Origin of the sequence: Phytomonospora sp. NPDC050363, assembly GCF_040655735.1 — a bacterium.
Taxonomy (GTDB): Bacteria; Actinomycetota; Actinomycetes; order Mycobacteriales; family Micromonosporaceae; genus Phytomonospora.
In genome coordinates this window covers 440,983-454,983 of record NZ_JBFAKK010000001.1, presented here as the reverse complement: position 1 = coordinate 454,983, position 14,001 = coordinate 440,983, and the positions used below count along the sequence as shown (strand labels likewise).

Annotated in this window: 9 protein-coding genes; 6 read left to right on the top strand and 3 right to left on the bottom strand. The window is 73.1% G+C overall.

Features of this window, described 5'->3' with window-relative positions; translation table 11 throughout:
* The first annotated feature begins 2 nt into the window (after nt 1-2).
* Nucleotides 3-671 (top strand): TetR/AcrR family transcriptional regulator, encoded by a 669-nt coding sequence (locus AB0I28_RS02000; RefSeq protein WP_357488805.1) that lies wholly within the window; start codon nt 3-5, stop codon nt 669-671.
* On the opposite strand, the gene AB0I28_RS01995 is transcribed toward AB0I28_RS02000, so the two are convergent.
* The 3 genes from AB0I28_RS01995 to AB0I28_RS01985 form a co-directional block, all read right to left on the bottom strand.
* Nucleotides 661-1,269 carry a hypothetical protein gene (locus AB0I28_RS01995; protein WP_357488804.1) on the bottom strand — a complete coding sequence of 203 codons (609 nt, stop codon included), beginning with the start codon at nt 1,267-1,269 and terminating at the stop codon, nt 661-663. The two genes, AB0I28_RS02000 and AB0I28_RS01995, sit on opposite strands and share 11 nt — an antisense overlap.
* Nucleotides 1,270-1,409: 140 nt before the next feature.
* Nucleotides 1,410-4,109 (bottom strand): cyanophycin synthetase, encoded by a 2,700-nt coding sequence (cphA, locus tag AB0I28_RS01990; protein ID WP_357488803.1) that lies wholly within the window; start codon nt 4,107-4,109, stop codon nt 1,410-1,412.
* A complete protein-coding gene (locus tag AB0I28_RS01985) occupies nt 4,106-4,951 on the bottom strand; it encodes a cyanophycinase (protein WP_357488802.1) in 846 nt (281 codons plus the stop codon). The genes cphA and AB0I28_RS01985 overlap by 4 nt, the downstream gene beginning before the upstream one ends.
* A 1,098-nt stretch (nt 4,952-6,049) precedes the next feature.
* Between AB0I28_RS01985 and AB0I28_RS01980 the strand changes: the two genes are divergently transcribed.
* Genes AB0I28_RS01980 through AB0I28_RS01960 form a run of 5 tightly spaced genes read left to right on the top strand, consistent with a single transcriptional unit; the run spans nt 6,050 to nt 13,973 of the window.
* Nucleotides 6,050-8,722, top strand: coding sequence for a BTAD domain-containing putative transcriptional regulator (locus AB0I28_RS01980; RefSeq protein ID WP_357488801.1), 2,673 nt, complete (start codon nt 6,050-6,052; stop codon nt 8,720-8,722).
* A gap of 59 nt (nt 8,723-8,781) precedes the next feature.
* Nucleotides 8,782-9,198, top strand: coding sequence for a hydroxyphenylacetyl-CoA thioesterase PaaI (gene paaI, locus AB0I28_RS01975; protein ID WP_357488800.1), 417 nt, complete (start codon nt 8,782-8,784; stop codon nt 9,196-9,198).
* Nucleotides 9,195-11,255, top strand: coding sequence for a molybdopterin oxidoreductase family protein (locus AB0I28_RS01970; RefSeq protein ID WP_357488799.1), 2,061 nt, complete (start codon nt 9,195-9,197; stop codon nt 11,253-11,255). Before paaI ends, AB0I28_RS01970 begins: the two co-directional genes overlap by 4 nt.
* Entirely contained in the window at nt 11,252-12,652 is a 1,401-nt protein-coding gene (locus AB0I28_RS01965) for an FAD-dependent oxidoreductase (protein ID WP_357488798.1), read from the top strand. Before AB0I28_RS01970 ends, AB0I28_RS01965 begins: the two co-directional genes overlap by 4 nt.
* Entirely contained in the window at nt 12,630-13,973 is a 1,344-nt protein-coding gene (locus AB0I28_RS01960) for an MFS transporter (RefSeq protein WP_357488797.1), read from the top strand. The genes AB0I28_RS01965 and AB0I28_RS01960 overlap by 23 nt, the downstream gene beginning before the upstream one ends.
* Nucleotides 13,974-14,001 lie beyond the last annotated feature (28 nt).

The following is a 14,001-nucleotide window of genomic DNA, read 5'->3' as shown; positions in this document are numbered from 1 at the left end:
ACATGTCCGACGAGGTCATCTGGGTGCGGCCCGAGCACTCGGCCGTGGGGAGACCCGCCGAGCGCAGCCGCGCCGAGATCACCGCGGCCGCCATCGCCCTCGCCGACCGCGACGGCCTGGAGGCGGTGTCCATGCGCCGCGTCGCCGCCGAGCTCGGGACCGGCGCGGCCTCCCTCTACCGCTACGTCGCCAACCGCGACGACATACTCGACCTGATGGCCGACGCCACCGCCGCCGAGTACGTCTTCGAACCGCCGAGCGGCGACCCCGTGGCCGACCTCACCGCGCTGGGAGTGCAGGGGCTGGCCATCATGCGCCGCCACCCGTGGCTGCCGGAGCTGGTGATGACGCGGGCGAGCCTCGGCCCGGCGGGCGCGGACCTGCTCGAGCGGTTCCTCAGCGTCCTCGACGGACACCCGCTCGCCGCCACCGCCAAACTCGAGGCCTTCGCGATGCTCAACGCCGCCGTGGCGATGTACGCCCATCACGAAGCGCACGCCGACAGCGACTACGTCCGGCGGCAGGCCGCCTACCTGGCCCGCGTCGCCGCCGACGGCTCCCATCCGATGCTCGCGGCCGCCTTCGCCGCGACCGCCGGGCCGGCCGACGCCGACCGCTTCCCCGCCCTGCTGTCGCGGATCGTCGCCGGGATGCTGGGGTCTAGCGCATGAGCTTGGCGACGGCCAGGTCGTAGGTCGGCCCGTCGATCTCCCCCGACTCGCGCAGCCGCGTCAGCTGAGCGATGACCCGCGCCGTCCGCTCGTCCTCACGGTCCGGCTCGGGCATGGCGGGAGCGGACTCGGCGGCGGTCTCGGTTCGCGGCACGGACGGCCTCGGCGCCCCTCGAAACGCCAGGAAGGCCCAGACGGCGACCGCCGCGACGGCGAGCACCGCCATCGCGATCTCCAGGTTGCGGCTGTCGAGGCCGCCGAACATGAAGAAGTACGAGTCGCCGTCGCGCTCGATGTTGCCCTCGGCGATCCCCTCTTCGAGGCCGATGACGACGCACACGGCGGTGCCGATCACGACGAGTGGCGCGGCGAGGGCACGGCGGCTCTTCGGCAGCAACAGGTACGCGCCGGCCACCAGGGCGAGGACGCCGAGCACGGGGGCGGCTCCCGCGAAGTCGTTGGTCCCGCACCTTCCGCCGCCGCAGTCCCACTCGACCAGCGCGGCCTCGCGCGCGCCGAGCCGGAGCGTCCACTGTGCGGCGAGCACGGCGAGCAGACCGAGGGCCGGGCGCAGAAAGGTGAGCAGTCGCTGGTTCATGGGCGGCCTCGGCGGGGAGACGGGCGGGGCGGCCGCGAGTCTACCGGCGCCGGCCGAACCCGGGCCGAAGCCGGTGCCACCGCGGAGCGAACCCGGGCGGCGACCCACTTCCGCCGCCCGGGAGCCCGCGAACCGGTCCCCTACCCGCGCCCGATGGCCTCCGTGACCGCCGGAGTGAACGTGAACAGCCTGGGCGCGGTCACCGGAGTGGCGCCCAGCGACTCCAGCAGCGCCACGGCCGGCGCGAGCTTCTCGTAGGTCAGCAGCACGACCTCGCCCGGCTGGGCCAGTGCCATGGCGGCGGGCAGCGCCTCCTCCATCCCCGGCTCCACCCGGCAGTCCACCGCAGGGCGGTGCGCGGCCACGGTGTCGCGGATCAGCGCGGCAGTCTCACCGGCGCCGCGCCCGCGCTTGTCGACGTCCTCGTAGACGACGACGCGGTCGAAGCCCTCGGCCACGGCCCGCGCGGAGGCTTCCAGCAGGTCGTCGCGACGGTCCCCGGGGAATGTGACCGCGGCGACGGCACCGTCCCAGATCCCGGCGACGGTGTCGGCCATGGCGGCCAGGCCGGGCGCGTTGTGCGCGTAGTCGACGAGCAGGTCCACGCCGTCGAGGTTCCACAGCATGCTGCGGCCCGGGTTTCCCGTCCACGGGTCGAAGGAGCGCAGCTTCGCGGCGACCACCTCGGCCGGCACGCCGAGGGCGCGCGCGGCGGCTACGGCCGCGAGCGCGTTGGCGACCGCGTGCGGTGCCTTCCCGTCGAAGGAACCGGGGATGTCGGCGAGATGCATCAGCACCTCGCGACGCGGACCGGTCGCCTCGACCAGGCGGTCGCCTTCGGCGAGGAAGGCGCGGCCGCCGGCGCGCAGGTGGTCGGTGATGACGGGGTTGTCGGAGTCGGTGCCGAACCAGATCTGGTCCTTGTACGCCGCCCGGACCGGCCTGCGGCGGGCGATCTCGACGGTGTCGGCGTCGTCGGCGTTGAGGACGAGCGCGCCGCCGTCGCGGATCCGTTCGGCGACCAGGCTCTTGACGTCGACGAGGTCCTCGATGGTGGAGATCCCGTCCTGTCCGAGGTGGTCGGCCTCGATGTTGGTGATGACACCGACGTCGGACCACTCGTAGCCGAGGCCGCGGCGGACGATCCCGCCCCGGGCGGTCTCCAGGACCGCGATGTCGACGGTCGGGTCGCCGAGGATCATGTCGGCCGATGCCGGGCCGGTCGCGTCGGCACGGTGCACGAGCCGGCCGTCGATGTACACGCCGTCCGAGGTGGTCACCCCGACACGCCGCCCGTCATCGCCGAGGAGGTGGGCGATGAGCCGGGTCGTGGTCGTCTTGCCGTTCGTGCCGGTCACCGAGACGATCGGGATGCGCGTCGGTGTCCCGGGCGGGTACATGGCGTCGACGATCGCCGTCCCGACCCGCCGGGCCCTGCCCGCCGAGGGCGACAGGTGCATCCGCAGGCCCGGCGCGGCGTTGACCTCGATGACTCCGGCGGTGGCCGGCTTGTCCGCCGAGGTCGGTTCGAGCGGTTCGGCGATGTCGGGGAGCCGCAGGTCGATGCCCGCGACGTCCATGCCGACGGCCGCGACCGTCCGGCGGCAGAGTTCGGCGACGTCGGGGTGCACCTCGTCGGTGACGTCGCGGCTGGTGCCGCCCGTGGAGAGGTTGGCGTTGGCGCACAGCCACACCGTCTCTCCCACCGCTGGCACGGACGCGGGCGAGCGGCCCTGCTCCGCGAGCAGGCGCAGGGCGCCCGCGTCGAGCCTGAGCCGGGTGAGCGCGCGGTCGTGGTGCTCGCCGCGCCTGGGGTCGGCGTTGACGAGTTCGACGAGCGCGGCGATGTCGTGGACACCGTCGCCGACCACGTGCGCCGGGCGGCGCTCGGCGGCGGCGACGACCTCACCGGCCACCATGAGGACCCGGTAGTCGCGGCCCTCGAACTGCCGCTCGACGAGCACGTCGCCGTCGCGCGAGGCCTCGGCGAAGGCGGTGGTGATCTCGCGCGGGGTGCACAGGTCCAGGTAGACGTGGTTTCCCTGCCTCCCCTTGCGCGGCTTGACGACCAGCGGAGCGCCGAGTTCGGCGAGCAGCCCCATCGCGTCCTGGACGCTGTGGGCGACCTGCCCGGTCGGGACCGGGATGCCCGCGGCGGCCAGGAACTCCCGCGTCAGCTGCTTGTCGCCGACGATGTCGGTGCCCACGGCCGGCGTCCGGTCGGTCATCGCGGCCCAGACCAGGCGGCGGTGCCGGCCGTAGCCCAGGCGCAGCAGACCGAGGCGTCCGACGCGTTCGACCGGGATCTCGCGACGGCGCGCGGCGGCGGCGATCGCCTCGGTGCTGGGACCGGGGCGCTCGCTCTCGTGGACCGCGCGGATCGAGGCGAGCTCGGTCTGCCACTCGGGTTCGCCGCCGGCGATCAGCGTGTCGACGATGCCGGCGGCCAGCTCGATGAGCGCGCGCGGGACGACCGAGGAGGGCGGTTCGTCGCGCGGGCACTCCATGACCACGTCGTAGCAGCCCGCGGGGCCGGCCAGCGTGGTCCGTCCGAAGGTGACGTCACGGCCGATCATCGCGGAGAGTTCGAGCGCGATGTGCTCGGCGACGTGCCCGAAGTAGGTGCCGCCGTGGAGGCGCTTGACGAATCCGCCCGGGCGGTCGCCGGCGCAGTGGTGTCCGGCGAGTCCGGGCAGCATCGCCAGCAGCGCCTCGGTGAAACCGGGGTGGTCGGTCGTCTCGCGCTCGGTGAGCTCGTCCAGTTCGACGCGGACGGTGACGACCGGTCGAGGCAGGTAGCGGTTGGGGCCGCGCAGTCGGTGTGCGGACTCGATCCTCATGGCTGTTCCTCCGGTTCGGGAGCGTCGGTGATACGCGGCTGGCGTCCGTTGAGCTCGAAGGTGTAACCGTGGGGAAGTACGTGGAGGCGGGCCCCGCACAAGGCGATGGAGCCGAGCTCTTCGGCGGGGGTCTCGATGGTCGAGGCGGGGCCGGCGTCGATGACGGTGACCGATCCGGCGCCGATGACCTCGAAGCGGGAGCCCTCGACCAGGATCGCGGTGTTCTCGTCGATGCCGAGGCCGAGTTCGTGCGGGTACTGCGCGATGGCGCTGAGCAGCCGGTTGAGGCGGCCGCGTTCGGCGAAGTGCATGTCGATGAGCACGCCGTGCACGAACTCGAGGCCGGGTCCGGTGCGGACGCTGCACGGCGAGACGCGAGAACCCTGACCCTCGACGATCATCGTGCTGGCCATCATGGTGGCTCCGGCGCTGGTGCCGGCCAGGACGAGGCCGTCCTCGACGCGTTCGTGGAGGATCGTGTCGACGCGGGAACCACCGAGGACGGTGGTGATGCGCAACTGGTCGCCGCCGGTGAAGAAGACGCCCGTCGCCGCGCGAAGAAGCGCCACGGCGTGTTCGCTGTTGGCCTGGTCGCGGTTCTCCAGGCGGAGCGCCTCGACGTGGCCCGCGCCCAGCCGGGCGAAGACCTCAAGGTACTCGGCCTCGATCTTGTCGGGATCCCCGCTGGCGGTGGCGATCACGACGATGCGCGACCCGCCGCGACCGGAGAGTTCGATGAAACGGTCGAGAATGGTGTCGTCGTGCTCGCAGTGACTCTCCGCGCCTCCGATGACGAGGACCCGGGCACTAGGTGCGGCCGTCCCCCACTTGATGTACGTCATGTGCTCCCCCTTGGCGGCCATGGGCCGATCGCACCCACCCTTGTGCGTCGGCTGCGGCAGCCGCCCTGGTGGGCTTTACCCGCGATGATCCGATACAAACACGGCGAAGCGCCGTCGGATCGCCGACTGCGGAACCTGGCGTTTTCGAGACAGGAGGCCAGGTGGTGGCCGGTGTGGCCGGTGTGACGCGTGGGACTCGGCCCGGTGCCCTGCCGGTCTTGGCCGGCAACGGCCACCACATGATGATCACCGGGTCGCGCTCTTCGGGTCCGGTCGTTCTCGTGCGCCTCGCCCGCCTGCACCGCGCCGACATCGTCCCCAATGGCGGGAAAGCCGGACCAAACGGTGATGGTGAACAAACGGGAATGCCCGTGGCAAATGCGCACGAGCCCTTAGTTCGCCCCCTCTCTTCGCCACCGAAAAAAGCGCATGCGAAGCGGCGAGTCAAAGTGGACCAATCCGTCCACATTGTTCGGCCGTGTTGATGTAGGCCGGTAGTGTGAAGCCATGTCCGCAGCAGCGATCCGGAGAGGCCGCAGCGCCCGCGGACGGCCTGCGGGCCATCGGCGGCCGCCGTGAACCGCAACGGTCCGCCCGGCGAGAAAATCACGGGCGAAGTCGGCCGGGCGTTCATTCGCTCCCGACTCGCCGCCCGCACCCCTCCCCTGTTCACCGCGCGTGTCGTCGCGCGCCCTACCCCTCACGCCACCGGCATCCGATACCGAAGCGGAGCCCGTGACACCCCCTTCTCCCACCCCTGTCCGGGGCACATTCACCGTCCGTGATGTGCCGAGTTCATTTCGCCACCTCGTCCGAGATCACGATTACGGAATTGATCGACGACCCTGACCGCCCGAAACGTTAGAACTCATAAACGAAAACTCCACAGTCGGTTCCACCGATTGGCCGAGAAATCACCGCCAGCGAACGCCCCAATTTCGCCGACGGTGATTAGCGGATTTCCCGCGAGACGCCGAAAGCGTCTCGCCCGAGAGGTGGGCTCCGTGGAGTACGTCCCGATTCGACGATAGCGAAGGTGCTGCGTTGTTGGAGGTAGTCCTACTCGGGCCGGTGGAGGCCCGAGTCGATGGAATCGGCGTGCCGCTGGCACCGCTGGAAAGGAATCTGCTCGCGCTTCTCGCCCTGTCACCGGGGAAGGTGCTCTCCACCGAGCGGATCATCGACAGTCTATGGGGCGAGCGCCCACCGGCGCAGCCTCGATCCCGTGTGCAGGGTCTGGTGTCGACCCTTCGCCGAAAAGTCGGCGAAGCGCTCCTCACCCGGCACCCCGGGTATTCGCTCGCGCTCGCCGCGGGCTGCAGCGACCTGAACCGGTGCGAGGACCTCGCCCGCCAGGCCCGTTCGGCGACCGCCCCCGTCTCGGCCGCCGAACTGCTGCACCGCGCACTGGCCCTCTGGAGGGGTGAGCCCCTCGACGGGCTCTCCGCACCGGGGATCGACACCGACCGGGCCCGGCTCAACGAGCTGCGCGTCGGTCTGCTGGAGGAGCGTTTCGAGGCCGAACTCGGGCTCGGAAAGCACACCGAACTGGTCGGTGAGCTGATCACCGCCGTGGCGGTCCACCCCCTGCGGGAACGGCTCGCGGCGCAGCTGATGCTCGCGCTCTACCGGAGCAACCGCCAGGCCGACGCACTGCGCGCCTACCAGGCGCTGCGGGAGCGGCTGGCCGAGGAACTCGGCGGAGAACCCTGCGCCGACCTGCGCGACCTGCACGCGATGATCCTGCGCGGCGGCGAGCTCTCGCGCGCCGTGCACGTCGTGGAGGCGCCACCGCCTCCCGAGGAACGAAAGGAGGAACCCCGGCCGGCGCAGATGCCGGCCAGCGTCGGCCACTTCACGGGCCGGGAACGCGACCTGGCCGCGCTGAACGCCGCCATGCCCGGTCCGTCCGACGAGCCGAGGGTGCTGGTCGTGACCGGCGTCGGCGGTCTGGGCAAGACCGCGCTGGTGGTGCGCTGGGCTCACTCGGTCGCCGAGCGCTTTCCGGACGGCCAGATCTTCGTCGAACTGCGCGGTGCCGGACTCGGCGCCCCGCTGTCGGCGGGGTCGGCGCTCGGCACGGTCCTGGTCGCTCTCGGCGTGGCCGTCGAGCAGCTTCCGGTGAGCGCCGAGGAACGCGCGGCGCTCTACCGGACGCTGACGCACCGCCGGCGGGTGCTGATCGTCGCCGACGACGCCGGGTCGGTGGCGCAGCTGCTGCCACTGGTGCCGCCGACCTCGGGAAGCCTGGTCGTGGCCACCAGCCGCGGCAGCCTGTCGGCGCTCTCGGCCCATCACGCGGTGCGAACCCTCACCATCGAGCCGCTCGGCGGCGAGGCCGCGCACGCTCTGCTGCGCGCCATCGTCGGTCCCGAGCGGCTGCGCGGGGAGGACGCCACGGAGGTCGTCGACCTCTGCGGCGGCTGGCCGCTGACCATCCGCCAGGCCGGCGCGACGCTGGCCGCCCGGCGCCGCCAGTCGCTGTCGTCGTTCGCCGAGGAACTGCGGGACAACGTCGACGCGCTGTCGGTGGCCGACGATCCGCGCACCGTGCGGGCCGCGCTCGCCGAGGCGCACGACTCGCTGGACCCGGCGGCCGGGCGGCTGTTCGCACAGCTCGGCCTCCTTCCCGGCGCGACGGTGTGCCTGTCGCTGGCCGCCGCCGCGGCCGGCACCTCGGTGCTGCGGGCGCGGCGGCTGCTCGACGAGCTGATCAGCGCCAACCTGGTGGTCGAGACCGGTCCCGACCGGTACTGGCTGCACGACATGATCCGACGGTTCGCGCGCCGCTGCGGGGCGGCGCTCACCGACCGCGCGATCGTGGAGGAGCGGGTGGTGCGCTGGTACCTCGCGGTCTTCGACGTGCTGGCTCGCAGGCTGGAGCCCGACCGGGACTGGCCACTGGTGGTCGGGCAGCCGGAGTGGTCTCCGTTCGAGCCGGACGGCTCGGGCACCGACCGCTTCATCGAGGCCGAGAGCCCGAACCTGCTGGCGGTGGTCCGCTGGGCCACCGAGCGGCGGGACCGGGCGCTCACCTGGCGCCTGGTGGCGCTGGCGCACGCGTCGGGGGCCGACCTGCCCGCCGAGGTGTGCGAGCAGGGCCTGGCCGCCGCGCTGGGTCTCGGCGACCGCCGTGCGGCCGGTGAGGCGCATGCCCGGCTCGGTCTGGTGCTGTTGCGCGACCCCGCGCGCGTCCGCACCGCCGACGGGCATCTCACCCTCGCCGCCGAACTCCTCGATCCCGGTGACGGGAGGCTGCCGAGCGCGGCCTCCTTCGGGCTCGGCGTGCTGCGGGCGCGCCAGTCGCGTCCCGCGGAGGCGCGCGAGTCGCTGGAGTCGGCGCTGCGGCACCTCGATCCGGGCCGGGAGCCGCTGTCCTACGCGGTGGTGCTCCTCGGCTACGCCGAGGTGCTGGTCCGCTCGGGCGCCGTCGACCGCGGGCATGAGCGGTTCGCCCAGGCGCTCATCCTGTGCCAGGCGGCGGTCGGCTGGCAGGAGGGCAGGTTCGGTCGCTTCGACCCGGACCGGCTGTGCCTCAGCCGGCGCCTGGCCGACGAGTACCTCGCCCACCTGGGGCAGTCGCTGTACGCCGAGCGGGTGACGCCGCAGGACCGCGGTCTGGCCCGGACGCTGATCGGCCTGAGCCTGGGCCTGCGCGCACCGGACGACATCGCGGCGATCGACGTCGCGCTCGCCCGGCGTGAGCAGGGAGCCGACGAGGTCTACATGGCGCTGCCACGGCTGGACGCGGCGGACTCGTACCGGATCTGAAGCGAATCTGAGGGGCCGGCCGCCAGACTCGGCGCACGGCCGGCCCCTCAGGAGGAAGAATGCCCCGCTCGCGCGCCGAGGCGATGTACGCCCGGGACCTGACCTGCCAAAGCCTCGGCATCACCCTCGACGAGGTCGAGACGGGCCGCGCGCGGGTGAGCATGACGGTGGCCGAGACGATGGTCAACGGCCACGGCATCGGGCACGGCGGTTTCGTGTTCCTGCTCGCCGACGCGGCCTTCGCCTACGCCTGCAACTCCCACGGGCCCGTCGCGGTCGCGCAGCACGCGAGCGTGACGTTCCTGCGCGCCGCCGAGGTGGGCGAGGTGCTGGTCGCCGAAGCCGTCGAGCGGGCGCGCGCCGGGCGCGGCGGACTCTACGACGTCACCGTCACCGGCTCCGGCGGCGGTGTGGTCGCCGAGTTCCGCGGCCACAGCGTGACGCTGGCGGGAAACCCCTTCCCGGCACGGTCGTGAAGACCGCGGCCACCGTGGCGAGCCACTGCCCGTACTGCGCCCTCCAGTGCGGCATGGGCCTGGCCCCCGAGCCGCGAGGGCTACGCGTGGTGTCGCGCGACTTCCCGGTCAACGAGGGACGCCTTTGCCGCAAGGGCTGGTCGGCGGCGGCCCTGCTGGACCACCCCGAGCGGCTGCGGACACCGCTGGTCCGCGAGAAGGGCGTGCTGCGCGAGGCGACCTGGGACGAGGCCCTGGACACCGTCGCGACCGGCATCCGCGCGATCCAGGAGCGGCACGGCCGCGACGCCGTCGCCGTGTTCGGCGGTGGCGGGCTCACCAACGAGAAGGCCTACCTGCTCGGGAAGTTCGCCCGGGTGGCGCTGGGCACCTCCCAGATCGACTACAACGGACGCTTCTGCATGTCCTCGGCCGCCGCCGCCGGGACGCGGGCCTTCGGGATCGACCGCGGTCTGGCGTTCCCCGAGGCCGATCTGGCCGGCGCCGACGCGATCCTGCTCGCCGGCGCCAACGTCGCCGAGACGATGCCGCCGCTGGTGCGGCGCCTGCGGCGGGCCCGCGAGCGAGGCGGGCTCGTCGTCGTCGACCCGCGCCGCTCGGCGACCGCCGAGAACGCCTCACTGCACCTGGCGCCGCGGCCGGGTACCGACCTGGCGCTGTCGCTGGGAATGCTGCACGCCGCGGTCACCGGCGGGATGGCCGACGAGTCCTACCTCGCCTCCCGCACGAGCGGTTTCGACGAGGCCTGGCGTGTGGCGAGCCGCTGGTGGCCGGAACGGACCGAGTCGGTGACGGGCGTCCCGGCGGCCGAGCTGGTCGCCGCCGTGACGGCGCTGGCGTCGGCGCGCAATGCCTACATCCTCACCGGCCGCGGTACCGAGCAGCACGCCGACGGCGTCGACCAGGTCTCCGGCTGGATCAACCTCGCGCTGGCCCTCGGCCTGCCGGGCACACCCGGCTCGGGCTACGGGTGCCTCACCGGCCAGGGGAACGGACAGGGCGGCCGCGAACACGGGCAGAAAGCCGACCAGCTGCCCGGGTACCGCTCCATCACCGACGCGGGGGCACGAGCGCACGTCGCCGGTGTGTGGGGTGTCGCCCCCGACAGCCTTCCCGGACCGGGCCGCTCGGCCTTCGAACTGCTCGACGCCCTCGGGCAGCCCGGCGGGCCGCGCGGACTGCTCGTCTTCGGCAGCAACCCGCTCGTCTCGGCACCCGACGCGGGCCGGATCGAGCGGCGGATGGCCGCGCTGGATCTGCTCGTGGTCGCCGACCTGGTCCTGTCGGAGACGGCGGCCGCCGCCGACGTCGTTCTGCCCGTGCCGCAGTGGGCCGAAGAGGACGGGACGATGACGAACCTCGAAGGGCGGGTCCTGTTGCGGCGCAAGGCGGCCGAGCCCCCGGAAGGAGTCCGGGACGAGCTCGGCGTCCTGGGGGACCTGGCCGTGCGGCTCGGGCAGCCGCCGGAGCGTTTCCCGGCCGCGCCCGAGGCGGTCTTCGACGAGTTGCGGCGTGCCTCGGCCGGTGGTCCGGCCGACTACGCGGGGATCTCGTACGCGCGGCTGCGGGCGGGTGAGGCGCTGCACTGGCCCTGCCCGGACGAGTCGCATCCGGGCACTCCCCGGCTGTTCGGGAAGCGGTTCGCACACGACGACGGACGGGCGAGGTTCCGTGCCGTCGACCACCGGGGCCCAGCCGAGTCGCCGGACCGGGATCATCCACTGTGGCTGACGACCGGCCGTGTTCTCGCGCAGTACCAGTCGGGGGCGCAGACCCGGCGGATTCCCGAACTGGCCGCCGAGCCCTCGGTGGAGGTGCATCCGGAGACCGCCGGGAGGGCCGGGCTCGCCGACGGCGGGATGGCGCGGGTGGTGTCGCGGCGGGGTGCGATGGTGGCCCGCGTGCGCCACTCCCCCGGGATCCGCCCGGACACGGTCTTCGCGTCCTTCCACTTCCCCGGAGCCGGGCGGGCGAACCTGCTCACGAACCCGGCGCTCGACCCGATCAGCCGGATGCCGGAGTTCAAGGCCTGCGCGGTGCGGCTGGAGCCGGCATGAGGGTGCTGATCGCCGGCTACGGGATGGCGGGCGCAAGGCTCGCCGAGCTGCTGGCCGAGCGGGACGCCGGGATGGAGATCACGGTCGCCGGGGCCGAGACACGGCCGGCGTACAACCGGGTGCTGTTGCCTCGGCTGCTGTCGGGCGCGCTCGCCGAGCGGGACCTGCGCCTGCACGACGACGAGTGGGCACGGCGTGCGGGTGTCACCCTGCGCCTCGGCGACGAGGTGTCGGCGGTGGACCGGACGGCGCGCGTGGCTCGCCTCGCCGGAGGTGCGCCGATCCCCTACGACGTGCTCGTTCTGGCGACCGGCAGCCGGGTCGTCGTCCCGGAGATCGAGGGACTTCTCCCGAACGTCCCCGGTGTCTCGGTCCTGCGAACGGTCGACGACTTCCTCGGTGTCGCCGAAGGGGTCGCCGACGGCGTGCCGGTCGCCGTCCTCGGCGGCGGGGTCCTCGGTGTGGAGGCGGCGCTGACCCTGGCCGGGCTCGACGTGCCGGTGACGGTCGTGCAGCCCTCGGGCCGGCTGATGGAGCGCTCGCTCGACGAGGCCGGGAGCGCCGTCCTCGACGGGCTGTGCCGCCGGGCCGGTGTGTCCACTGTGCTCGGTCGCGGAGCCGTGCGGGTGTACCCCGGCGACGGCGTCAAACTCGACGACGGGACCTTCGTCCCGGCGGGCCTGGTCGTCCTGGCCGCCGGCGTGCGGCCCGAGACCTCGCTGGCCGAGCGGGCCGGACTCGCCGCCGACTCCGGGATCCTCGTCGACGACCGGCTGCGCACCGCAGACCCGCGGATCCACGCGATCGGCGACTGCGCGCGCTTCGGGCCGGTGCCCGCGGGTCTCGTCGCACCGGCGTGGGCGCAGGCCGAAGTGCTCGCCGAGGTCCTCACCGGCGGCGACGTCCGCTACGAACCGCCCCCCGCGTCGACCCGCCTGCGGGTGGGCCCGGTGGATCTCACCACCGTCGGCGACCCGTGCGCGCCGACCGGCGAGGTGCTGCGTTTCGAGGACCCTGCCGGTGGCCGCTACGCCCGGCTCGCGATGGACGGCGACCGGGTGGCCGGCGCGATCCTGCTGGGTCTGCCCGAGGCGGCCGCCGTCGTCGCCGACGTGCACGCGAGCGGCCGCGCCGCTCCCGCCGACCGCCTGTCGCTGATGTTCGGCCGCGCGCTGCCCGGTTCACGCGCCGAGACGGGGGCGCTGGTGTGCCGCTGCAACGGCGTCACCCGGGAGTCCCTTGTGAAGGCGTGGCGCGCGGGAGCCGCCGACGCCGCCGCCCTGACCGCCGCGACCCGTGCGGGCACCGGCTGCGGTGACTGCGCGGGCCGGATCGCGGCCCTCGCCGAAACCCTCAGACCGAAGGAGACGACCGTTGAGCCTGCGCAGGACCATTGAGCACTGGGAGCCCGAGGACGAGGGCTTCTGGCGCTCGACCGGGCGACGGGTGGCCACCCGCAACCTGGTGAACTCGATCTTCGTCGAGCACCTCGGCTTCACCGTATGGCTGCTGTGGAGCATGGTGGTGCTCTACCTGCCCGCCGCCGGCTTCGAGCTGACCGTGGACCAGCTGTTCTGGCTGGTGGCGGTGCCGAACCTGTGCGGCGCGGCGATGCGCCTGCCGTACACCTTCGCCGTCGCGCTGTTCGGCGGGCGGAACTGGACGGTGGTCAGCGCCCTGCTCCTGCTGATCCCGACCGGGCTGCTCGCGTGGTGCGTGTCGGACCCGTCGACCCCGTACTGGCTGCTGCTGACCGCAGCGGCGACGGCGGGCCTCGGCGGTGGGAACTTCGCGTCGTCGATGGCCAACATCTCCTACTTCTATCCCGAGCGCAGCAAAGGGGCGGCGCTGGGCGTCAACGCCGCCGGCGGCAACCTCGGCGTCGCGGTCGTGCAGCTGCTGGTGCCGGTCGTGGTGACCGTCGGCGCCGGGACGGTGGCGGCCAACGCGGGACTGGTGTGGATGCCGCTGATCCTGCTCTCGGCGGTGCTGTCCTTCTTCCTGATGGACAACCTGACGGTGGTCAAGGCCGACTTCGTGTCACAGGGCAGGGCGTTCAAGCGCCTGCACACCTGGGTGATGTCATTCCTGTACATCGGCACCTTCGGCTCGTTCATCGGGTTCTCGGCGGCGTTCCCGCTGGTCATCAACCGGGCGTTCCCCGACTCGAAGGCCTCCTACTTCGCCTTCCTCGGCGCGCTCGTCGGCTCGCTCGCGCGGCCGCTCGGAGGCCGGCTCGCCGACCGGCTCGGCGGCGCACGGGTGACCGGCTGGTCGTTCGCGGTGATGGCGCTGGGAGTGTGCGGTGCCCTCGCGGGCCTGGAGCGGGGATCCTTCGGGCTCTTCCTCGGCTCCTTCCTGGTCCTCTTCGTGGCCAGCGGCGCCGGGAACGGCTCGACCTACCGGATGATCCCGGCGATCTTCACGACACGGGCGCGCAAGGAACTGTCGGAGGGCGCCGACCCCGCCGCCGCGTTGACCCGCGCGAAGCGCGAGTCGGCCGCGGCGATCGGGATCGCCTCGTCGATCGGAGCCTTCGGGGGCTTCCTGATCCCGCGCGGCTTCGCCGTCTCGCTGAGCGAGACCGGCACGATCACCACCGCCCTGTATCTGTTCCTGGCCGCCTACGGGGTCTTCGCGGCGGCCAACTGGTGGTTCTACCTGCGCCGCCGGGTTCTGACGGCTCGCGCGCCGAGCCTGGCCGCGGCCCGGGTCTGAGGCACGCGAAAGGGGGCGCGGCGATCGC